Raw genomic sequence first — 22,669 nt, forward strand, 5'->3', positions numbered from 1 at the left:
GTCGACTAACCGCTCGCGTCGCGAGGCAGGCCGAGCACCCGTTCACCGGCCACGGTGAGCAGGATCTGTTCGGTGCCGCCCGCGATCGACAGGCAGCGGGTGAGCAGGAATTCCTTGACCTCGTCGGATGCCAGCGCCCCGGCCGGACCCGCCGTGGTCGCGGCGAATTCCGCCACGTCCTGCCGGTGGCGAACACCCACCAGTTTGCGGACACTGCTGAGCGCCGTCGGGTCGCCGCCGGACAGCATCTCGATGACCGCGCGCTGTTCCACCAGCAGACCCGAGATGGCCTGGGCGATCAGCGCGCCGAGACGATCACCGGTGAGTTCGGCGCCGGGCCCGGATTCGGGCAGTTTCGCGATCAGTTCCTCGAGCACCGGTCCGATGCCGTTGCCGCCCATCGCGACCCGCTCGGCCGACAGGGTCGACCTGGCGATCTTCCAACCGTTGTTCACCTCGCCGACCAGACCGTCGTCCGGGACGAACACGTCGTCCAGGAAGACCTCACTGAACCGGGCTTCACCGGTGATCGTCACCAGCGGGCGCACGTCGACGCCCTCGGTCCGCATATCCACCAGGAAATAGCTGATGCCACGATGTTTGGCCGCCGCGGGGTCGGTGCGCGCCAGACAGATTCCCCAATCGGCCCGGTCGCCGAGCGAGGTCCAGACCTTCTGGCCGTTGAGCACCCAGCCGCCGTCGACCTTCTTGGCTGTGGTGCGCAGCGCGGCCAGATCCGATCCGGCGCCGGGTTCGCTGAACAGCTGACACCAGACGACCTCTTCGCGCAGGGTCGGCCACGCGAAGCGGTCGATCTGTTCCCGGGTGCCGTGTTGCAGCAGGGTCGGCACGGCCCAGCCACCGATGGCGAGGTCGGGCGCCTTCATGCCGTGACGGCGCAACTCCTCCGAGATCACCAGTCCGGTCATGGGATTCGCGGCGCGACCGTAGGGGGCGGGCCAGTGCGGCATGGTCAGGCCCGCGTCGACCAGCGCGCCCGCGCGCTCGTCGGCGGGCAGCGCGGCGATCGCGGCCACCTCGGCGGCCAGGTCACCGGTGTCGTCCACCTCGACGCCGTCCGCGGCCAGGACCCGATCGGCGCCGGTCGTCCGGCGTTGCCCGGCCCTGGTCAGTTCGGTCACCCTGGCCCGCCACCGGTCCGAGCCGCCGAGCAGCTGACGCAGTGCCGTGGCCCGGCGCAGATAGAAGTGCGCATCGTGTTCCCAGGTGAAACCGATGCCGCCGAGGACCTGGATGCAGTCCTTGGCGGTCTCCACCGCGGCGTCCAGCGCGACGGTGGCGGCGATGGCGGCGGCGATCGGCAGTTCCGCCCCGCCCTCGTCGACCGCGGCGGCGGCGTCGGCGGCGACCGCGCGGATCAGTTCGGTTCGGCACAGCATCCACGCGCAAATATGTTTGACCGCTTGGAAAGAGCCGATCTTGCGACCGAATTGCTCACGCACCTTGGCGTATTCGACAGCGGTGTCCAGGCACCAGCCAGCGAGTCCCGACAGTTCCGCCGCGACGAGGACGACGACGAGATCCTCGATCGCGTGCGGCGCGGTGAACAACCGCGACGCGGGCACCGTCACGCCGTCGCAGTACACGCGCGCCAGTGGCGCGCTCGGGTCGGCCTGCGGCAGTTGCTCGATACGCAGACCGGGGGCATTCGGGGCGATCAGGGCGTGGCGCGGACCCTCCGGTGTGCGGACCGGCAGCAGCACCGAGGTGTCATCGGCCGCCCCGAGCACCAGCTCCCAGACACCCTCGAGCAACAGGTTCTCGTCCGCGGCCGGTACGCTGACCGCGGATTCGACAACGAAGTCGAGCGCGACGCCGCATGGCATGTCCTCGTCGATGGCGCCCGCCGTGATCAGATTCGCCAGTGCCGTGGACAGCACCGGGCCACCGACCAGATCGTGGGCGGCCTGTTCGACGAGCACCGCGAGGTCGGCCACTGTACCTCCCGCACCGCCCGCCTCCTCGGCGACGGCGACGCGGAAGATCCCGAGGTCGGCGAGCGCGGGCCAGTACGCACGCCAGAAAGGTTGTCCAGCCGGATCGGACCGTGAACTCTCTCCCGCGCTGGTGGCGGCCCGCATTGTTGCAATCGGCCGGACCGATCCGGCCCATCCGCGCATCGACTCCTGAACGGCTTTATGCTCGTCAGTGGTGGCGATGGTCACACTCCGTACCGCCTTTCCGGCGTGACGCCCACACCTAGAACATGTTCTAATATCAAGGCCGGGTCCAAGTCAAGAGAGCGACTTGGGGCGCCCGGCCCCGCCGCGCATGCCAGCCGACGAAACGACGCCAGGAAAGGACTCTCATCTCATGGCAAGTCCATCCCGATCGCAGCCCGCCGATTCGAGCCCTTCGGCGCCAGCGAACGGCGCGGAGGCGGCGGTAGCACGGCGCGAGAACACGGCTCCCAAGGAACGGCGCGGGGCCAACAACGCCCGGCCCGCCACCACCGTCGCCACGCTCAGCGAGGACGAGCTGAGCTCGGCCGCGCAGCGGGAACGACGTAAGCGAATTCTGGACGCGACGCTGGCCCTGGCCTCCAAGGGCGGTTACGACGCGGTGCAGATGCGCGCGGTCGCCGAACGCGCCGATGTCGCCGTCGGCACGCTCTACCGCTATTTCCCCTCCAAAGTGCATCTGCTCGTTTCGGCGCTGTCGCGCGAATTCGAGCAGATCGAGGGCAAACGCAAACCACTGGCCGGACAGTCGCCGCGCGAACGCATGCATCTGTTGCTCACCCAGATCACCAGAATGATGCAGCGCGACCCACTGCTCACCGAGGCGATGACCCGCGCCTTCATGTTCGCCGACGCTTCGGCGGCCGCGGAGGTCGACCGGGTAGGCAAGGTGATGGACCGGGTCTTCGCCCGCGCCATGAACGACGGCGAGCCCACCGAAAGGCAACTCGCCATCGCACGGGTGATAAGCGATGTGTGGCTTTCGAACCTGGTGGCTTGGCTCACTCGCCGGGCCTCGGCGACCGATGTGACCGATCGCCTCGAACTGACCGTGGATCTGCTTCTCGGCGATGGCGCTCTGAAATAGCTGGAGGCTTTCGCGCCGACATCGAAGCCCAACCGGTAGCCCGGCCGTCGCACAATAGTGCGGCAGCCGGGCTACCGTTGTCGTATGCCGCGTTTGCCCGCGGTCGCCGACCCGGATTCGAACCTCGATGTCCGGCAAAGCGACTCACCCCCGGCACTAGAGCCGAGGCGCCACCATGCCCCGGCGAGCACGCTCGTGATCGCCTCGCGACACGGGTCGCTCCGGTCCGTTGAAAGGTTACCGGCCAGTTACCCATATGTTAACTGGGCGAATCCGGTTCGCGTCGTCGGACACCCCCGCACGCGCACCGGCGCACTGCGGTGCGACGAATTCAACACAGTATTGTTTTGCCCGCCCAGAATTAAACTCCTCCGATCACTAGGTTGGATGCGTGAGCGCACAGGATCTGCCAAAGGAACTTCGTCGTGCATTGTCGACGATCGCGCGCGAGCCACGGCTCTTGATCGCGTCGGATTACGACGGGACATTAGCGCCCATCGTGTCCGACCCGGCGAAGGCGTATCCCCACCGGGAATCGGTGAGCGCCTTACGCGCTCTCGCCGGTCTCACCGGAACCACCGCCGCCGTGATCTCCGGCCGCGCGCTGCGGGATCTCGCCGCATTGTCACGGCTCCCGGTGGAAGTACAACTGATCGGTAGCCACGGCTCGGAATTCGATGTGGGCTTCGTGCACGCGATCGACAACGACGCCAAACATCTGCTGAGCGAGGTGCAGACCTCGCTGACGCAGATCGCCGAGGAGAATCCCGGCGTCGCGGTGGAGATCAAGCCGGCGAGTATCGCGCTGCACGTGCGCAACGCCAGTCCCGAGATCGGACTGCGCGCGCTGAAGTCGGCCCGTCTGGGCCCGGCCTGCTGGGTCGGCGTCCAGGTGACCGAGGGTAAGGCGGTCATCGAACTGGCCGTCATCCCCACCGACAAGGGCACCGCGCTCGACACCATCCGCCATCAGGAGGGTGCGACCGCGGCGGTGTTCTTCGGCGACGATGTCACCGACGAGAAGGCGTTCCGGGTCCTGTCCGGCCCCGACCTCGGCATCAAGGTCGGCGCGGGTGACAGCCTCGCCAAATTCCGGGTGGACAGCACCGAGGACGTGTCGAAGGCTCTCGCCTTCCTGCTGGAGGAACGGCGCACCTGGCTGGCGGGCGCGAGCGCGCCGCGGATCGAACGGCTCACCATGCTGGCGAGCCCGCGTTCGGTGGCGCTGCTCACCCCCGATGCCACGGTCACCTGGTTCTGCCATCCCGAACCCGATTCGGCCGCGGTCTTCGCGCATCTGCTCGGCGGGCCGCAGGCGGGGCATTTCACCATCGCGCCCGAGCGACCGGGCCTGCCGCTGTCGCAGCGGTACGTCGACGGCACCATGACCGTCGAAACCCGTTGGGCCAGTTTGTCGGTCGTCGACTACCTGCCGCACGACGTCGATCCGAGCCGGACCGATCTGACCAGGGTCATCAGCGGCGACGCCAAGGCCGTCGTCACCTTCGCGCCCCGGCCGGAATTCGGCCAGGTGCCGGTGACCATCGAGCGCGAGCAGACCGGCCTGCGGGTGCTCGGCACCAACGATCCGATGGTGCTGCGCTCCCCCGGCGTCGAATGGCAGATCGAGACCGACGGTACCCACGATGTGGCGCGCGCCGTCGTCGATCCGTCCGACGGGTCGATCGTGCTCGAATTGCGCTGTGGCACGCAGGATCTCGCACCGGCGATGAGCAGCGAGCTGGAGCGTCGACGAGAAGCGGAGAGCTACTGGGCATCCTGGGCCGCCGGACTCGAATTGCCGCCGCTCAAGCCCGATCTCATGAAGCGTTCGGCGCTGACCCTGCGCGGCCTCGTGCACGCGCCGTCCGGTTCGATCCTGGCCGCGGCCACCACATCGCTGCCGGAGGATATCGGCGGCGTGCGCAACTGGGATTACCGGTACTGCTGGCTGCGCGACGCCTCGCTCACCGCGCAGGCACTGGTCTCGCTCGGATCGCTCGGCGAGGCCGACGCCTTCCTCGGCTGGGTACACCGGGTACTGGAGACGCTGCCGGGCCCGGAGCGGTTGCACCCGCTGTACACGCTCTACGGCGAGACGCTGCCCCCGGAGGCCGTCATCGATCAGCTGCCGGGATACGCGGGTTCGCGTCCGGTGCGCGTCGGCAACGCCGCGAATATGCAGGTGCAGCTCGACGTGTTCGGCCCGATCGTCGATCTCATCGCCTCGCTCGCCCACGCCCGCGAACAGCAGGGCAGCACCGACCCGGCACGGGTACTGCCCGACGCCGACTGGGAACTGGTGCGCGCCATGGTTTCCGCGGTCCAGCGGCGCTGGACCGAACCCGACCACGGCATCTGGGAGATCCGCGGCAACCCGCGCCACCACGTGTACTCCAAGGTCATGGGCTGGCTGACGGTGGATCGCGCGCTGACGCTCGCGCAGAAATTCCAGCGCCACGTCGATCCGGCCTGGGTGGTCCTGCGCGACACCATCGCCGACGAGGTCAAGACCAAGGGCTGGAACGACGAGGTGCAGTCCTACACCGCGGCCTACGACGGCACGGATCTGGACGCGGCGACCCTGCACATCGGCCTGAGCGGACTGATCGACCCGTCCGATCCGCGCTTCGCCGCGACCGTGGTGGCGACCGAGGCCGAACTGCGCAGCGGTTCGACGGTCTATCGGTACCACCACGACGACGGCCTGCCCGGCGGCGAGGGTGGATTCCACCTGTGCGCGGCCTGGCTGGTCGAGGCGTACCTGCTGATCGGCAGGCGCTCGGACGCCGAGGCCCTGTTCGCCCAGCTGGTCGATGTCGCCGGACCGACCGGACTGCTCAGCGAGGAGTACGACCCGGTCGCCGAACGTTCGCTCGGAAACCATCCACAGGCCTACAGCCACCTCGGTCTGCTGCGTTGTGCGCAACTTCTCGGCCAGCCCGCGGACGCGCTGGTCTGATCGACCCCCGAACGCCGCGCACGGTCACCGCTGGTGAACCGGGCGCGGCGTTCGGCGTCGGTGCGGTGGTGCGCGGGTTCGACCCCCTTGGCGTCGCCCGGGCAGGGTTTGGGCGGTGGGTGGGCGGTTCCCGATTTGCGGACCCCTGTTAAAGTTAAACGGTAACGATTTCCATTATGATCTAGCGCACCACGGACCCGGGTGATCAGCCCCGCCGGAGCCGTGACGCACCCAGATCCACCGCACCAGGAGTCCTCCGCGTGAAGAGTCGATTCGCCCTGAAGTTCGCCGGTCTCGCCCTGGGGGTGGCGACCGCGGCGACACTGACCGCCTGCGGCAGCGGCTCCGACGATTCCGGGAAGCCCGAAGTCGTCGCCTCGACCAACGTGTGGGGCAGTATCGCCTCGGTCATCGCGGGTTCGGATGCCACGGTGACCGCGCTGATCACCGATCCGGCCGCCGATCCCCATTCGCACGAGACCTCGGCGGTGGAATCGGCGAAGATCAGCGACGCCGACCTGATCGTCTACAACGGCGGCGGCTACGACGAATTCATCGAGAAGGCGATCGAGGGCAGGGGCAAGCGCACCGTCGACGCCTTCGAGTCGCGCACCGACACCTCCGACGAGAACGAGCACGTCTGGTACGACGTCACCACCGTCGCGACCGTCGCCGACCGGATCGCCGCGGCACTCGGCGAGGTCGACGCCGACCACGCCGCCGGGTACACCGAACGCGCGGCGGATTTCAAGGCCCGGCTGACCGGCGTCTCCGCGATCACCGGCAAGATCGCCGCCGAACACCCCGGCACCCCGGTGTTGCAGACCGAACCGCTCGCGCACTACCTGCTGCTCGCCTCGGGTGCGCTGGACCGCACCCCCGCCGAATTCCAGGAGGCGATCGAACAGGAGACCGATCCCGCGCCCGCCGCCGTCGCCGCCACCCGCGACCTGTTGACCGGCAAGCGGGTACGCGCCCTGGTCTACAACGTGCAGACCCAGGACAAGATCACCCGCGACCTGCGCGATATCGCCGAGAAGAACGGAGTCGCCGTGGTCGAGGTGAGCGAAACCCTGCCCGAAGGGGTCGATTACATTCAGTGGCAGAGCAAGAACGCCGAGGCGCTCGCCTCCGCACTCCGGTAGGCGTGCGATGAACAAGGGAGCCGCGCTGACCGAGCACACCGATCGGCTGGAACGGCGGGCGACCGGCACCGACGGTGCGGCCGCGGTCCGCCTCGAAGCCGCGAGCCTCGCCTTCGGCGATCGCACGCTGTGGCGGGACCTCGACCTCGAGGTCGCGCCGGGCGAATTCGTCGCCGTCCTCGGTCCCAACGGATCGGGTAAGACCTCGCTGATGCGGGTGCTGCTCGGGCGGCTCGCGCTCAGTTCCGGGCACGCGCACATCGCCGGAACGCCCGTTCGAGCGGGCAATCACGATATCGGCTATGTGCCGCAACAGAAGACGATCGACGCGGGCGTGCAGTTGCGCGGCGTCGACCTCGTCGGCCTCGGCGTCGACGGACACCGATGGGGACTCGGACTGCGCGGCCGCGCCGAACGCAAGCGCAAGGTCGCCGCCGCCATCGCCGACGTGGGGGCCGAGGCGTTCGCCCAGCACCCCCTGGAATCGCTGTCCGGTGGTGAGCAGCAGCGGCTACGGGTCGCGCAGGCGCTGGTCGGCGACCCGAAGGTGCTGCTGTGCGACGAACCGTTGCTGAGTCTGGACCTGGCCAACCAACGCCTGGTCTCCGAACTGATCGAGCAGCGCAGACGCGCGCACGGCACCGCGGTACTGTTCGTCACCCACGAGATCAATCCGATTCTGCCGCTGGTGGACCGGGTGCTGTACCTGGTCGACGGCCGGTTCCGGATCGGGCCGCCGGACGAGGTGATGACCTCGGAGGTGCTCTCCGAGCTGTACGGCACCGAGGTCGACGTGCTTCGGGTACGCGGACGGCTCGTCGTCGTCGGCACCGGTGACACCATGGACGCGCTCGGCGCGGCGGGCGCACAGCACTGCCATGCCGATACCGATCCGAACCGGGTGCGCGCGTGAACGACAAACTCGCGGGCGTGTTCTCGAGGATGTTCGATTTCGGCACCACCGCCGACCTGCTCTCCTACGACTTCGTCCAACAGGCGGTGCTGGCCGCCGCGATGCTCGGCCTGCTGGCCGGGGCGATCGGTCCGCTCATCATCAGCAGGCAGATGTCGTTCGCGGTACACGGCACCAGCGAACTGTCACTGACCGGCGCGGCGGCCGCGCTGCTCGCCGGAATCGGCGTCGGGCTCGGTGCGATCATCGGATCGGTGGTCGCCGCCGTCCTGTTCGGCGCGCTGGGAACCAAAGCGCGGGAACGCGATTCGGTGATCGCGGTGGTGCTGTCGTTCGGCCTCGGCCTGTCCGTGCTCTTCCTGTGGCTCGGGCCGGAACGGGCCGGATCGAAATTCTCGCTGCTGACCGGACAGGTCGTCAGCGTCGGCTACAGCGGGCTCGCGCTGCTCACCACCTGCACCATCGGGGTGCTCGCCGTCCTCGCCTTCGTCTACCGCCCACTGTTGTTCGCCAGCAGCGATCCGGAAGTCGCGGTGGCCAAGGGTGTTCCGGTACGCGCGCTCTCGATCGTCTTCGCGGTCATGCTCGGGATCACCGCCGCCTTCGGCGTGCAGATCGTCGGCGCGCTGCTGGTTCTCGCGCTGTTGATCACCCCCGCGGCCGCGGCGGCCCAGCTCACCGCGAACCCGGTCCGCGCGACCGTGCTCGCGGTGGTTTTCGCCGAGATCGCGGCGGTCGGCGGCATTTTGTTGTCACTGGCACCCGGCGTGCCGGTGTCGACCTTCGTGACCACACTGTCGTTCCTGATCTACCTGATCTGCCGGATGATCGGCGCTCGGCGGCGGCGAACGGTCGGCGTGCGCTGAGCGGTCCACCTCTGAATCGAGGTGGCCTCCGCCATGCGCCGACGTCACGACCTCACCGGGAGATCCGGTCGGCATCCTGATCGACGGCGGTGAGGAACGGCGTCAACGCGGCGAGGTAGGAGGGAATGTCGTTGCTCCACAGGCCGTGACCGCGCTCGGGGAGCGTCACGACTTCCACGTTCTCGGCGGCGGCGCGATAGCGGTCGGCGGCGGCATCGTCGACCACCGACCCCCGCCTGCCACCTCGGAGGACCAGCACCGGGCAGCCGAGTTCGGGCAGCCGCTCCCACAGCGACACCTCCTCGCTCTCCGCGGCCACGGCCTCGATCACGTGCGACGGCATCCGTTCGGTGACCGTGCGGCCGTGCACCCGCATCGCGGACAGCCGCTCGACCGCCTCCGGTGGCAGGAAGACGTGCCGCGCCTGATAGTCGTTGATCACCAGCCCGGCCACCCGGTGGTCCGCGTGCAGCGCCGCCCCGATGGCGTAGGGCGTGCCGCGCGAATAGCCCATCACGATCGGCCGTCGCAGTTCGCACGCGGTCATCACGGCGAGCACATCGCCGTAGTGGTGCTGCCAGGTGTATCCGCGTGCCGGAGCGTCACTGCGACCCCGCCCGCGTACGTCGACGACGACCACGCGCCGGTCGCCCAGCCCCTCCAGTTGCCAGGTGTAGTCCTCGGCGTCTTCGCCGGTGCCTGGAACGACCAGCACCGGCACGCCCGAACCCTCGCGCCGATTATCGATGACGTGCAGTCGCACACCGGCGTTGTCGACGTACACCGTCGCCATCGGACCCCCTCGAGTGCGGCCTTCGCGAGAAATGTTTGTGTGGCGAACAAAATTTAGCGCGCGATCCTGATCGACCGCCAGACCGCAGGGGATCGGGACCATTTGATGGCATCCGCCTTCAGTCGAGGGGTCGGGGTTTCGTATGCTCGACACACACGCCGCCGACCGAATGGTGATCACCGATGATCGATTTCTCGATTCCCGCCGACCTCGCCGCCGAACGCGACCGCGTGCGGCGATTCGTCATCGACAAGATCGTCCCGTTCGAGCGGGATCCGCGCCTGACCTCCCACGGGCCGACCGACGAACTGCGCCAGGAACTGGTCGAACTGGCCCGTGCCGAGAAATTGCTGACCGTCCAGGCGCCCGAGCAATTGGGCGGACGCGGGCTGACCCATATCGAGCAGGCAGTGATCTACGAGGCGGCGGGCTGGTCGACCCTGGGCCCGGTGGCGATGAACTGCGCCGCCCCCGACGAGGGCAATATGTACCTGCTGTCGAAGATCGCGAACCCGGATCAGATCGACCGGCACCTCATGCCCGCCATCAACGGCCACCAGCGCACCGTCTTCGCGATGACCGAACCCGACGGCGCGGGCTCGGATCCGAACCAGCTGGCCACCGAAGCCGTGTTCGACGGCGAGAATTTCACCATCAACGGACGCAAATGGCTGATCACGGGCGCGAACGGCGCGAAGACCTGGATCATCATGGCCCGGGTCGCGCCGAACCCGCACGTGCCCGACGGCCCGACCCTGTTCCTGACCGACGGCGATCAGCCGGGCATCGTCATCGAACGCACCATGAACACCATGGACCGCAACTACGTGGGCGGGCACGGCGTTGTCCGTTTCGACAACCTGGTGCTGCCGAAGGAGTCGCTGCTCGGCGATACCGGTCAGGCGCTGCGCTACGCCCAACTGCGGCTGGCTCCGGCACGGCTGACCCACTGCATGCGCTGGCTGGGCGCGGCCGAACGCGCGCAGAGCATCGCCGTCGACTACGCCAAGACTCGCACCGCCTTCGGCAAGCCGATCGGCGAACACGAGGGCGTGTCGTTCATGCTTGCCGATAACGAGATCGCGCTGCACCAGTGCCGACTGACCATCTGGCACGCCTGCTGGCTGATGGACCAGGGCGAGAAGGCCAGACACGAGAGTTCCATCGCCAAATCGTTCGTCTCCGAGGAACTGTTCAAGGTCGCCGACCGGTGCGTTCAGGTTCTCGGCGGCATCGGGATCAGCGACGAGACGGTCGTCGAGATGATCTTCCGCGACATGCGCGCCTTCCGGCTCTACGACGGCCCGACCGAGGTGCACAAATACGCTATCGGCCGCCGCGTGCTGCGCTGACACGGCGGAAAGGCCGAGCGAAAGGGCTGGGACGAGTGGTTCGGGTGGGGCAGTTGAGCCGGAGCCGCGGACGACTGGAATTCGATACGACTACCATGCTGGCATGAGTTCGGAATTGCTCGTCGATGTCTCAGCGGGCATCGCCGTGCTCACACTCAATCGTCCCGCGCAGCAGAACGCGTTCACCCCGGCGATGACTGCCGAACTGAGCGCCGCGTTGCACCGGTGCGACGCCGAGGACGCGATCCGCGTGGTCGTCATCACCGGAACTCCGCCCGCGTTCTGCGCGGGCGCGGACCTGTCCAGTCGGGTGGGTGAGGTCAGCGCGACCATCGATCCGGCCCCGTGGCAGATCCGCAAACCGGTGATCGCCGCCGTCAACGGTCACGCGGTGGGGATCGGTCTCGCGCTCGCCCTGCAATGCGACCTGCGCTATATGGCGCGCGACGCGGTCTACGGCCTCACCCAGGTCAGACGCGGCGTACTCGCCGACGGTTACGCGCACTGGACGCTGCCCCGGCTGGTCGGCATGGCGAACGCCGCCGACATCATGCTGACAGGGCGCACCTTCGACGGTGAAGAGGCCAAGTCGATGGGCCTGGCCAACAGCTGCCTCGACGGGTCCGAGGTGCTGCCGACCGCGCTGTCGGTGGCGCACGACATGGCCAACGGATCGGCCCCGCTGCCGGTGGCGCTGTCCAAGCGGCTGCTGTGGGAAGGTCTGCGGATGAGTCCGGCCGTGGTCGGAAAGCTGGAAACCGATCTGAACGCGCACGCCGCCGAGAGTGTCGACGGTGACGAGGCCATGGCGGCCTTCCGCGATCGCAGGCAGCCCAATTGGACCGGCAGTATCAGCGCCGAATGGCCCGCCTGGGACAAGGCCGTCGCCGAACGACCGGTACTGGACTGACCCGAACCCGGCACCCAGGTCTCGACCGGACGGGTGCCGCCGGGTTCTGTTCCCGCAGGGTTCTCCCGCGGCGTCAGGCGCCGCCGCGCAACACGAGCAGGATGAACAGGATAGCCATGATGATCATGCAGATGGTGCCGACGACACCGAGCACGTAGCCGACGAGCACCTGAGCGCGGCCACCGTAGGCGCCGCCGGATTCTTCGATCTGGTCGAGCGCGCGCCTGCCCATCGCCCACGCCACCGGCCCGAGTGCTCCGCAGCACAGCAGACTCGCGGCGCCGATGAACAACACGGCCTGCGCATTGGGATGCTCGACTGGCTGCCCGATGGGCTGGTTCGGTATGACCACTCACCGAATTCTACGGGGGCCCCGGGGTTTTTGGCAGCGGCTGCCGCGCAGCGTGTTCGGCGGCGGCCGCCGCCCCGGCCGACCGATCACGCACGGTGACCGGATCGGCGATCAGGACGAACGTCGTTGGCGGGCAACCTCGGCCAGCACCACACCGGCGGCGACCGAGGCGTTGAGGGATTCGACCGGCCCCGCCATCGGAATGCTCAGGATGGAATCACAGGTTTCGCGGACGAGACGGGACAGGCCCTTGCCCTCCGAACCGACGACGATCACGGTCGGCTCACGCCCGTCGAAATCGTCGAGGGTGGTGTCGCCGCCCGCGTCCAGACCGATGATCTGATAACCCTTGCTCGCCCAATCCTTCAGCGTGCGAGTCAGATTGGTGGCGCGCGCGACCGGAAGCCTGGCCGCGGCGCCCGCGCTGGTCCGCCACGCCACGGCGGTGACACTCGCGCTGCGGCGCGACGGGATCAGTACACCCTGACCACCGAAAGCCGCCACCGAGCGGATGACCGCGCCGAGATTACGCGGATCGGAGATATTGTCCAGCGCGACCAGCAGGGCGGGTTCGGCGGTGCCGCGGACCCGGTCGAGCAGGTCGTCGGGGTGCGCGTAGCGGTACGGCGGCACCTGGAGGGCGACGCCCTGGTGCAATCCGTTGGCGCTCAAGCGATCCAGATCGGTGCGCGGCACCTCGAGGATCGAGATCCCCGCGTCGGCGGCGATCTTCACACTCTCGGTGAGTCGATCGTCGTTCTCGGTGCCGACGGCCACGTACAGCGCCGTCGCGGGCACCTCGGCACGCAGACATTCGACGACCGGGTTGCGACCGAGCACCAACTCGGGACCGTCGTCACTCTTGCGACCGGCCGGGCGACCCGACGAACCGCGTTTGTTCGGCTGGTTGGCCGCCGCCTTCGCCTTGGCCGCGGCACGTTTGGCCGCCGGGTGTTTGGTGCGCGCCTCGGCGGGCGGGGTCGCGCCCCGACCTTCCAGACCACGCCTGCGCTTACCACCGGAGCCGACGACGGCACCCTTCTTGGTGCTGCCCTTGCGGATAGCCCCTCGTCGCTGCGAATTCCCTGCCATCAGTACGCCTTTCCGCGCGGTGTCGGGCAGGAGCGCCCGCGTGCCTTCGGCCTGTCGAACACGTCGCGGCTCATCGGGCGCCCTTGGGATCGACGAGCGACCACTCCGGGCCGTCGGAGGTGTCGGTCACCTCGATACCGGCGTTCTGCAACCGGTCCCGTGCCGCGTCGGCGCTCGCCCAGTCCTTGTCCGCGCGCGCCTGCTGGCGGCGGTCGAGTTCGGCGCGGACCAGCACATCGAGCGCGTCGAGCGCGGTCGAATTGTCCTTCCCGCTGTACCACCGCGGGTCGAACGGGCACACGCCGAGAATGCTCAACATCCCCCTGACCTGACCGGCCAGTTCACGTGCCTCGTCGATCGAACCCGATTCCAGCGCCTTGTTGCCGTCGTGCACCACCCGGTGCACCTCGGCCAGCGCGCGCGGCACCGCGAGATCGTCGTCCATGGCCTCGGCGAAAGCGTCGGTCCATTTACCGACCGGAATCTCTCCGGCCCGGTCGACCACCCGGTGCAGGAAGGATTCGATGCGCTGATAGGAGGCCACGGCGTCGTTCAAAGCCTTGTCCGAATATTCGAGCATCGAACGGTAGTTCGCGCTGCCGAGATAGAACCGGAGTTCCACGGCGCGAACCTTTTTCAGCATATTCGGGACCGACAGCACATTGCCGAGCGATTTCGACATCTTCTCCCCGCCCATCGTCACCCAGCCGTTGTGCAGCCAGTAACGCGCGAAACCGTCGCCCGCCGCTTTCGACTGGGCGACTTCGTTCTCGTGATGGGGAAAAACCAGATCCATTCCACCGCAGTGGATATCGAATTCGGAACCGAGGTAGTACTCGGCCATCGCCGAGCATTCCAGGTGCCATCCCGGACGGCCGGGACCCCACGGCGACGGCCAACTCGGCTCACCCGGTTTCGCGGCCTTCCACAGGGTGAAATCGCGCGCGTCGCGTTTACCCGCACCCGCGCTCTCGCCCTGGTGCACGTCATCGAGTCGGTGGCCGGACAGTTTGCCGTAATCCGGATAACTCACCACGTCGAAATACACATTGCCTTCGGAGGCGTACGCGTGGCCGCGTTCGATCAACCGGTGCATCAGGTCGATCATCTGCGTGATGTGCCCGGTGGCGCGCGGTTCGGCCGACGGCGCCTGCACGCCGAGCAGATCGTAGGCCCGGTCGAAGGCGCGCTCGTAGGTGGCGGCCCACTCCCACCACGGCCTGCCCGCCTCGGCGGCCTTGGTCAGGATCTTGTCTTCGATATCGGTGACATTGCGGATGAACCAGACGTCGTAATCGTGCGCCTGCAACCACCTCCGCAGCACGTCGAAGGCGACGCCGCTGCGCACATGACCGATATGGGGTTCACCCTGAACGGTCGCGCCACACAGGTACACCGAAGCTCGGCCGGGGACCAACGGCGCGAATTCGCGCAGGGTCCGCGTTTCGGTGTCAAAGAGGCGCAGAGTCACGGCAGTCGATCCTAGTCGGTGTAGCTGGGCGTTCTTGCCCCGGCTCAGGTCTGCCGAACCAGGGTGCTATACGCGTTGTCGCAGCAAAGCCGTGGCGATTGCGGCGATGCCCTCGCCCCGGCCGGTGAGACCGAGGCCGTCGGACGTGGTGCCGGATACCGACACCGGTGCGCCGAGCAGGGCGCCCAGGACCTCCTGGGCTTCCGCGCGACGCGGTCCGATCTTGGGGCGGTTGCCGATTACCTGTACGGCGGCATTGACAACATCGAAGCCGGCCTCACCCAGGAGCCTACGCACCTCTTCGAGCATGGTCGCACCGGATACGTTCTCCCACTCCGGGCGACCCACCCCGAAGACCGCGCCGACATCTCCGAGTCCGGCGGCGGAGAGCAGCGCGTCGCACAGGGCGTGCGCGGCCACGTCGCCATCGGAATGTCCGGAACAGCCGTCGGCATCCTCGAAAAGCAGGCCGGCCATCCAACATCGGCGGCCGGGTTCGATCGGATGGACATCGCTGCCGATTCCCACACGCATGCTCATGACGTCCGCACGATTTCCGGGCGCTCGGCGGCGTGTCGGGAAAGTATCGTCTCGGCGAGCATCAGATCGAGCCGAGTGGTGATCTTGAAGGCGAGCGGGTCGCCCGCGATGGTGCGCACCGGCGCACCGAGCAGTTCGACCAGACCCGCGTCGTCGGTGGCGTGCACGTCGGCCGCGTACGCGGTCCGCAGCAGTCCGGCCTCGAAGCCCTGGGGTGTCTGGATCGCGCGCAACGTGGCCCGGTCCGGCGTGCCGGTGACGGTGCCGAGCGCGTCGACGGATTTGACGGTGTCGACCACGGGCAGCGCGGGAACGACCGCGGGATGACCCGCGCGCAACTGGGCGACGACATCGGCGATCAGCCCGGGCGGCGTCAGCGCGCGGGCGGCGTCGTGCACCAGATAGTAGGAAGCCTCGGGCGCGGCGGCGATACCGGCGCGCACCGAATCGGTGCGCTCGGCTCCACCGACCACGATCCGCACGATATCCCGCACAGCCGAGTGCGACAGCAGGGCGACTGCGCTCTCGACCGATTCCGGGGGCACCATGACGATGATCCGGTCGACCGCCCCCGAGGCGATCAGTCCGTCTACGGCGAGTCGGACCATAGGTGTGCCGCCGACCTCGACGAACGCCTTGGGTGCATTCGCACCCAGACGCACGCCGCGACCGGCGGCAGGCACCAAGGCAACGACAGATCTGTCGTTGTCAGCGTTGTTCACGGTTCAGGAAGCCGCTGCGAGGACCTCGTCGAGCAGGGTCTCTGCCTTGCCGTCATCGGTTCCCTCGGCGAGCGCGAGCTCGCCGACGAGGATCTGACGCGCCTTGGCGAGCATCCGCTTCTCACCGGCGGACAGCCCGCGATCCTGCTCACGACGCCACAGGTCGCGCACGACCTCTGCCACCTTGTTGACGTCACCGGAGGCCAGCTTTTCCAGGTTGGCCTTGTAGCGACGCGACCAGTTGGTCGGCTCCTCGGTGTGCGGCGCCCGCAGCACCTGGAAGACTCGATCGAGACCCTCCTGGCCGACGACGTCACGAACGCCGACGTATTCGGCGTTCTCCGCGGGAACCCGAACAGTAAGATCGCCCTGAGCGACCTTCAGGACCAGATACTCTTTTTGCTCACCCTTGATGGTGCGAGTCTCGATTGCTTCGATCAGCGCCGCTCCGTGGTGGGGGTAAACGACGGTGTCTCCGACCTTAAAAATCATGTGTCCCGTGCCCCTTTCGATGTTCACAGTTTAACATGCGACTCGGTAACGGCGCGATCAACGGCGCAGGTCAGGGCCACAACGAGGCAACCGCAGGGGTTGACAGAACCGGCGGGGTGTGCATTAGGTTGTGCCGGAACGGGTTATCCACCGGCGCTGTCCCCGCCCCCAGCGCCGCGATTACCCGACACCGTCCGCGCAATCGCAGTTCGCGATCGCGGAAACCGTTATGCAAAGGTTGCGAAGAACATCGGGAAGCCGCCGGAGTCATATTTTCTTTCCCGCGCGTGTCCCGCGCGCGCGACGCGGCACGCCGCCGTCGAAAAGCACGGCCGGTGCGGCCCGACTCGACATCGACTACTACGCTGCCTAGTTACTACTCTCTGTAGCGGAGTGAGCCCGGTCGACATGGAGGACAACCCGTGACTGCCCTGAATGCTGTGACCGCCTCTTCTGGGGCGTGGACGCGACGTCGTATGGTGACGGTTGCCGCACTCGCCGCGGGCGCGGCGATCGCGATCTCCGGTTGTAGCGCCGGCCAGATCTCGCAGACCGCGGACCAGGTCTCCGCCGTGAACGGCAGCAGCGTGGACGTCGAGCAGATCTCGCTGCGCAATGTGCACGTCGTCTACCCGGGCACCGGCTACACCAACGTCAAGGGCGGCAACGCCCTGCTCGCGCTGTCGATCATCAACAACAGCGAGACCACCGACGACAAGCTGATCAGCGTCACGACCGACCTCGGCACGGTGAAGATCACCCCGCCCGCCGGTCAGTCGGCCATCGTGATCCCCGCGCTGCGCAATGTCGTCGCGGCGCCGAAGCAGACCGAGACGGCAGGATCGCCCGCGGCCGATTCGCACGGCACCGACTCGCACGGATCGGACTCGCACGCCGCGACGGCCACCGGCGACAAGGCGGTCACCGATCCCGAGGCCGATCCGGCGCGGATCGAGATCACCGGACTGACCCGCGACATCATCCCCGGCCTCACCTACAGCGTGGTGTTCAACTTCGAGCGCAACGGGCCGGTCAAGATCGAGGTTCCGGTCGACGCGGGCACCGCCACCGAACGCCACGAATCCGATAAGTCGGGTCCGGCGGCCGAGGGCGGCCACGGGGGATCCGGCGGGCACTGAGCCCCACAGACCCGAACGAGGCTGCCGCATCCCGATGCGGCAGCCTTCTTCGTCGGTACGGCCCCGTGTCGGTCGAGCCGCTGTCGGGCGAGCCACTGTCGGACCCGGTACGTAAGGTGCGCGTGTGGCCAAGACCAAGCCGATCTTCCGGTGCTCCGCCTGCTCGCACGAGGTAGCCAAATGGGTCGGCAAATGCCCCGGCTGCGGGGCGTGGGGCGCCGTGGACGAGATCGCCGTCGCCGCGACACCGGCCGGTGTGCCCGCGCGGCGCGCGATGTTGCCGAGCACGGCGGCCGCGCCCATCTCCACCATCGATTCCCAGATCACCAAGGCGCGCACCACGGGGGTGCCGGAATTGGACCGGGTGCTCGGCGGTGGTGTCGTCCCCGGGTCGGTGGTGCTGCTGTCCGGCGAGCCCGGGGTGGGCAAATCCACGCTGCTGCTCGAGGTCGCCTACCGGTGGGCCGCCCAGCACGAGCACACATCGCTGTATGTGACCGCGGAGGAATCGGCGGGCCAGGTCAGGCTGCGGGCCGACCGCACGGGAGCGATACACGAGCGGGTGTATCTGGCCGCGGAATCCGACCTATCGATTCTGCTCGGACATGTCGAGCAGGTGCGCCCGAGCCTGCTCGTGGTCGACTCGGTGCAGACCATCCTCGCCCCGGAGGTGGACGGCGTCACCGGCGGCGTCACCCAGGTACGCGCGGTCACCGCCGCGCTGACCTCGCTGGCCAAGGCGAGCGGAATCGCGGTCCTGCTGGTGGGACATGTCACCAAGGACGGCAATGTCGCGGGCCCGCGCACGCTGGAGCATCTGGTCGACGTGGTGCTGCAATTCGAAGGCGACAAGAATTCCACCCTGCGCATGGTGCGCGGTATCAAGAATCGTTTCGGCAGCGCCGACGAGGTCGGCTGTTTCGAATTGCACGACGACGGAATCAGAGGTGTCGACGACCCGTCGGGACTTTTCCTGCACCACCGGACCGATTCGGTGCCGGGCACGGCCGTGACGGTGGCGATGGACGGTAAACGTCCGCTGGTCGGTGAAGTGCAGGGGCTGACCGTGAAAACCGAGATCCCGGCCCCGCGGCGTGCCGTCAGCGGACTGGACTACAACCGCGTCGCGATGGTGCTGGCCGTGTTGCAGAGCCGCGGCCGGGTCTTCCTCGGCAAACACGATGTCTACGCCGCCACGGTCGGCGGTATGCGCTTGGTCGAACCCACCGCCGATCTGGCGATCGCGCTCGCCATTGCGAGTTCGGAATCCGATATCGCGCTGCCCGCGGGCTGGGTGATCCTCGGCGAGGTCGGTTTGGCCGGTGAGGTGCGCAAGGTGACGGGCCTGACGCGCAGGCTGGCCGAAGCCGAACGCCTCGGCTTCACCGACGCGGTCGTACCGCCGGGATCGGACAGGCCGAAAGGCGGCGGCATGAAAATTCACGAAGTGGCCGATCTGCGGTCGGCGATCCGGCTCTGCGGATTACGCAAGTCGCGGGGCGAATAAGGGCTCTCAGGCGATATTGAACGGCTCGGCCGCGCTACGCACCGAACCGAGCTGCGCGACAACCGAATAGGCGCCCGCCGGGACCGGGACGCGTTCGCCCGCGCAATTGGGCTGCGAGGTGGAGCCGGACCAGGTGACCTGGAACGCCGCCTGCTCACCGCGATTGAGGGTGCGCAGATCGGGCTGGCCGTCGGGATAGCAGTCGGTACTCGACCACAACCTGCGCTGGCCGTCCAGCGAGTACACCGAGATCTGTTGCAGACCCGAACCGACGTCGCGGGCGCACGCCACCGACGAGATATTCGTGATGACGATGCCGAAGACCGGCTGCTCACCGGGCCGGTAGGTCGGCTGCTCCACGGTGACCTTCACCGCGAGCGACTGATCGGGGCACTGGCCCGCCGCGACCGCGGTGGCGGTCGCGGCGGCACTGCCCGTCGTCTTCGACGATTCCCCGCCCCCCGACGCTGTGGACGAGGAATTCTTGACCGCCGACGTAGAGCTCGCACCACCGGTGGCATTCGGATCACCGGGCGAGTTGCCGCCGCGCGCGACCATCACCACCAACCAGATCACCAAGGCGAACGCCACGACCAGAGCGCCGATGGCGAAGACACGACGACGCCAGTAGATCTCCGGTGGCAGCGGTCCAGTCGGTTCCAGCACGCCTCAACGTTAAAGGCACGGGAGGATAACGCGACTCAGGACCTCGGCGTGTCGAGTCGTCCTACGCCGACGCGCCGATCGATTTCAGCACCGCACGCTGGGCGGACGGCGGCTCAGACCACCTCGCCGATGTTGCCGACGACACGATGTAGTTGAACCCTGCCGTCGACCAGCTTGTAGGTGACACACGCGATAGCGCATTCACCGGTCGCCACCCGCTGGGAGATGATCATCGAACGCTGCATCAGCAGCCTGCTGGTCTCCACCACATGCCTGGCCTCCATCTCGTCGACGGTCTCCAGACCCTCGCGGCGGCCGATCAGAATGGACGGGGCGACCTTCTCGACCACGCTGCGGATGAATCCGCCCGGCACCTCGCCGCCGTCGAGCGCGTCGATGGTGGCTTTGACCGCACCGCAGCTGTCGTGCCCGAGCACGACGATGAGCGGGACGTCGAGCACCTGCACGCCGTATTCGATCGAACCCAGCACCGAGCTGTCGACCACGTGACCCGCGGTGCGGACCACGAACATATCGCCGAGGCCCTGGTCGAAGATCAGTTCGGCGGCGACCCGGGAATCACCGCAGCCGAACAGGATCGCGGACGGATGCTGTCCGCTCACCAACTTGGCTCGGTCGGCGGCTCCTTGGCTAGGATGCAGCAGCGTGCCATTGACAAAGCGCTCGTTGCCCTCGCGAAGGGATTTCCAGGCGCTGATCGGATTGGAATCAGGCATACCGTCCATTGTGCACAGGCGTACCGCTACCAGCGAGTCCGGCGCGTTACGGGTCGGCAAATATCGACTTGCCGTGCTACGACAGGAACGGTGAGGAATATGACCGCCACCACAAGGCGTGTCGTCTCCGCGCGGCGCGCGATCGCCCCCGACGCGGTCGATGCCGAGGTGTTGCTGCGATGGTATGCCGCGACCGCCCGCGATCTCCCCTGGCGGCGTGCCGGAGTGACCGCGTGGCAGATCCTGATGAGCGAGATCATGCTCCAGCAGACCCCCGTCGTCCGCGTCGAACCGATCTGGCGGGAGTGGGTCGCGCGCTGGCCGGTGCCATCGGCGATGGCGGCCTCCTCGCAGGCCGAAGTGCTGCGGGCCTGGGGAAAACTCGGCTATCCGCGCCGGGCGCTGCGGTTGCACGAATGCGCGCGCGTCCTCGCCGCCGACCACGGTGACGAGGTGCCCTCCGATGTCGACGTGCTGCTCGGCCTGCCCGGCATCGGGGCGTACACGGCACGCGCGGTCGCCTGTTTCGCCTACGGTCAGCGTGTTCCCGTGGTCGACACGAACGTTCGCCGCGTGGTGGCGCGCGCGGTGCACGGACTCGCGGACGCGGGCAATCCCTCCTCGCGCGACCTCCCCGAAACCGAGGCGCTGCTACCCGAATCCGTCGACCGCGCGGCCACCTTCTCCGCCGCCCTGATGGAACTCGGCGCGACGGTGTGCACCGCGCGCAATCCCGACTGCGCCCGCTGCCCGCTGCCGAGTTGCGCGTGGATCACCGCGGGACGACCGGCGTCGGAGACCGTGCGACGCACCCAGAAATACGAGGGCACCGACCGCCAGGCCAGGGGGCGGCTACTCGACGTGCTGCGCGACGCCACCGGACCGGTCGAGCGGGTCCGGCTGGATCTCGCGTGGACCAGGGATCCGGGCCAGCGGGACCGCGCGCTCGATTCGCTGCTGATGGACGGACTGATCGAACAGACCGAGGACGGGCTGTTCGCGCTGGCGGGCGAGGGCGGGGCTCCCGGTTAATCGCCGAGAACGCGGCGCAGGAACCGCTCCACCTCGGTCCGATAACGCTCCGGCTGATCGTCGTGCACGAGATGTCCCGCATCCTTGACCAATACGTAGTCGGTGCCCGGCCTGACTTCAGCCATCTGCCGCATCTGCCCGGGCGGGGTGATGGTGTGCTCCCCCTCGATCAACAGGGTCGGCACCCGAACGGCACGCCACTGCGCCCAGAAATCCCGACTCCCCCACTCCTGCGAGATATCGCGGAACGTGGCGACCGCGCCGTGCAGCCGATAGCCATCGGGGCCGTGATCGAACGAATTCAGGAAATAGCGACCGGCGACCGGGCCGAAGAAATCGAGCACCGCGTCCGCGTCGGGAAACGGCTGCGGCCACGACTCGACCATCGCGGCCCAGTCGTCGGCGGTGCGGCCGGTGAAATCGGGGGCGATGTCCTCCACCACCAGCCCGCGCACCCGATCGGGGAACTCCGCGGCGAAAACCCAGCCGTGCAGCCCACCCATGGAATGGCCGATCACGACCATCGGCTCGGCGATCACCTCGGTGGCGGCGGCCAGATCGGCGATGAAGGCCTCGGTGGACAACTCGACGGGCGCCGGACGGCCGTGACCGGCGGCGTCGAAGGTGTAGAGATGGCCGAACGGGCGCAACCACCCGAGATGGTCGGACCAGGTCCGCGCACTGCCCATCAAACCGTGCAACAGCAGGATGGGCGTCCCGGAACCGCCTTCGTCATACAGCACTGTGACATTTTGCCGCGCCTGCGGCGCGGCGGGTTCGCGGCCCTTATGTCTCGCGTCCGAGCGGTCGAGACTCGCGCCTGCGGCGCATGCGCTTCGACCGCTCGGACGCGAGACGGCCGCGAACCGGGCGCTCGAAAGGCTCGCGCCTGTGGTGGGGGCGTTCGAC

Annotated in this window: 21 protein-coding genes; 10 read left to right on the forward strand and 11 right to left on the reverse strand. The window is 67.9% G+C overall.

The features are described from left to right. Positions 1-5 precede the first annotated feature (5 nt). Positions 6-2,186 (reverse strand): acyl-CoA dehydrogenase family protein, encoded by a 2,181-nt coding sequence (locus tag JZ792_RS30000; RefSeq protein WP_216915779.1) that lies wholly within the window; start codon positions 2,184-2,186, stop codon positions 6-8. 148 nt (positions 2,187-2,334) lie between these two features. On the opposite strand from JZ792_RS30000, the gene kstR reads away from it, so the two are divergent. The 5 genes from kstR (at position 2,335) to JZ792_RS30025 (ending at position 8,955) form a co-directional block, all read left to right on the forward strand. Beyond that, complete coding sequence (kstR, locus tag JZ792_RS30005; protein ID WP_254190544.1) at positions 2,335-3,069, forward strand: cholesterol catabolism transcriptional regulator KstR; 735 nt, start codon at positions 2,335-2,337, stop codon at positions 3,067-3,069. 391 nt (positions 3,070-3,460) lie between these two features. Continuing rightward, positions 3,461-6,031, forward strand: a complete 2,571-nt coding sequence (gene otsB / locus JZ792_RS30010; RefSeq protein ID WP_216915781.1) for a trehalose-phosphatase — start codon at positions 3,461-3,463, stop codon at positions 6,029-6,031. 260 nt (positions 6,032-6,291) lie between these two features. Next, positions 6,292-7,176: a metal ABC transporter solute-binding protein, Zn/Mn family gene (locus JZ792_RS30015; protein ID WP_216915783.1), complete on the forward strand. Its 885-nt coding sequence runs from the start codon at positions 6,292-6,294 to the stop codon at positions 7,174-7,176. 25 nt (positions 7,177-7,201) lie between these two features. Further along, entirely contained in the window at positions 7,202-8,089 is an 888-nt protein-coding gene (locus JZ792_RS30020) for a metal ABC transporter ATP-binding protein (RefSeq protein ID WP_438804410.1), read from the forward strand. A gap of 29 nt (positions 8,090-8,118) precedes the next feature. After that, positions 8,119-8,955, forward strand: coding sequence for a metal ABC transporter permease (locus JZ792_RS30025; protein WP_254190550.1), 837 nt, complete (start codon positions 8,119-8,121; stop codon positions 8,953-8,955). A gap of 52 nt (positions 8,956-9,007) precedes the next feature. Here JZ792_RS30025 and JZ792_RS30030 read toward each other — a convergent pair whose 3' ends face one another. After that, on the reverse strand, positions 9,008-9,748 hold the full coding sequence (locus JZ792_RS30030; RefSeq protein ID WP_216915789.1) for an alpha/beta fold hydrolase: 741 nt from the start codon (positions 9,746-9,748) through the stop codon (positions 9,008-9,010). 182 nt (positions 9,749-9,930) lie between these two features. Between JZ792_RS30030 and JZ792_RS30035 the strand changes: the two genes are divergently transcribed. Then, entirely contained in the window at positions 9,931-11,100 is a 1,170-nt protein-coding gene (locus tag JZ792_RS30035; RefSeq protein ID WP_216915791.1) for an acyl-CoA dehydrogenase family protein, read from the forward strand. Positions 11,101-11,203: 103 nt separating this feature from the next. Continuing rightward, complete coding sequence (locus JZ792_RS30040) at positions 11,204-12,010, forward strand: enoyl-CoA hydratase/isomerase family protein (protein ID WP_109525108.1); 807 nt, start codon at positions 11,204-11,206, stop codon at positions 12,008-12,010. A 73-nt stretch (positions 12,011-12,083) separates the two neighbouring features. On the opposite strand, the gene JZ792_RS30045 is transcribed toward JZ792_RS30040, so the two are convergent. From JZ792_RS30045 to carD, 6 genes are all read right to left on the reverse strand, one after another. Further along, positions 12,084-12,362, reverse strand: coding sequence for a DUF4190 domain-containing protein (locus JZ792_RS30045; RefSeq protein ID WP_109525107.1), 279 nt, complete (start codon positions 12,360-12,362; stop codon positions 12,084-12,086). Between the two features lie 111 nt (positions 12,363-12,473). Next, a complete protein-coding gene (gene rlmB, locus JZ792_RS30050) occupies positions 12,474-13,454 on the reverse strand; it encodes a 23S rRNA (guanosine(2251)-2'-O)-methyltransferase RlmB (RefSeq protein ID WP_216915793.1) in 981 nt (326 codons plus the stop codon). Positions 13,455-13,524: 70 nt separating this feature from the next. After that, positions 13,525-14,925, reverse strand: coding sequence for a cysteine--tRNA ligase (gene cysS / locus JZ792_RS30055; RefSeq protein ID WP_109525105.1), 1,401 nt, complete (start codon positions 14,923-14,925; stop codon positions 13,525-13,527). A gap of 66 nt (positions 14,926-14,991) precedes the next feature. Beyond that, positions 14,992-15,459: a 2-C-methyl-D-erythritol 2,4-cyclodiphosphate synthase gene (gene ispF / locus JZ792_RS30060; protein ID WP_216915811.1), complete on the reverse strand. Its 468-nt coding sequence runs from the start codon at positions 15,457-15,459 to the stop codon at positions 14,992-14,994. A 2-nt stretch (positions 15,460-15,461) separates the two neighbouring features. Next, a complete protein-coding gene (gene ispD / locus JZ792_RS30065) occupies positions 15,462-16,187 on the reverse strand; it encodes a 2-C-methyl-D-erythritol 4-phosphate cytidylyltransferase (protein WP_216915795.1) in 726 nt (241 codons plus the stop codon). A 3-nt stretch (positions 16,188-16,190) separates the two neighbouring features. After that, positions 16,191-16,679 carry an RNA polymerase-binding transcription factor CarD gene (gene carD, locus JZ792_RS30070; RefSeq protein ID WP_011206964.1) on the reverse strand — a complete coding sequence of 163 codons (489 nt, stop codon included), beginning with the start codon at positions 16,677-16,679 and terminating at the stop codon, positions 16,191-16,193. 440 nt (positions 16,680-17,119) lie between these two features. On the opposite strand from carD, the gene JZ792_RS30075 reads away from it, so the two are divergent. Together JZ792_RS30075 and radA are read left to right on the forward strand one after the other, a co-directional pair. Then, a complete protein-coding gene (locus tag JZ792_RS30075; protein WP_308165511.1) occupies positions 17,120-17,818 on the forward strand; it encodes a copper chaperone PCu(A)C domain-containing protein in 699 nt (232 codons plus the stop codon). Between the two features lie 124 nt (positions 17,819-17,942). Beyond that, positions 17,943-19,325, forward strand: a complete 1,383-nt coding sequence (radA, locus tag JZ792_RS30080) for a DNA repair protein RadA (RefSeq protein ID WP_216915796.1) — start codon at positions 17,943-17,945, stop codon at positions 19,323-19,325. Positions 19,326-19,331: 6 nt separating this feature from the next. Here radA and JZ792_RS30085 read toward each other — a convergent pair whose 3' ends face one another. Further along, positions 19,332-19,991, reverse strand: a complete 660-nt coding sequence (locus JZ792_RS30085; protein ID WP_216915798.1) for a hypothetical protein — start codon at positions 19,989-19,991, stop codon at positions 19,332-19,334. A 113-nt stretch (positions 19,992-20,104) separates the two neighbouring features. Beyond that, complete coding sequence (locus JZ792_RS30090; RefSeq protein ID WP_216915800.1) at positions 20,105-20,728, reverse strand: carbonic anhydrase; 624 nt, start codon at positions 20,726-20,728, stop codon at positions 20,105-20,107. Between the two features lie 99 nt (positions 20,729-20,827). Here JZ792_RS30090 and JZ792_RS30095 point away from each other — a divergent pair, with 99 nt between their 5' ends. Further along, a complete protein-coding gene (locus JZ792_RS30095; RefSeq protein ID WP_216915802.1) occupies positions 20,828-21,760 on the forward strand; it encodes an iron-sulfur binding domain-containing protein in 933 nt (310 codons plus the stop codon). On the opposite strand, the gene JZ792_RS30100 is transcribed toward JZ792_RS30095, so the two are convergent. Next, positions 21,757-22,503 (reverse strand): alpha/beta fold hydrolase, encoded by a 747-nt coding sequence (locus JZ792_RS30100; RefSeq protein ID WP_216915804.1) that lies wholly within the window; start codon positions 22,501-22,503, stop codon positions 21,757-21,759. The two genes, JZ792_RS30095 and JZ792_RS30100, sit on opposite strands and share 4 nt — an antisense overlap. Positions 22,504-22,669 lie beyond the last annotated feature (166 nt).

The organism is Nocardia noduli (genome assembly GCF_019038455.1).
GTDB lineage: Bacteria > Actinomycetota > Actinomycetes > Mycobacteriales > Mycobacteriaceae > Nocardia > Nocardia noduli.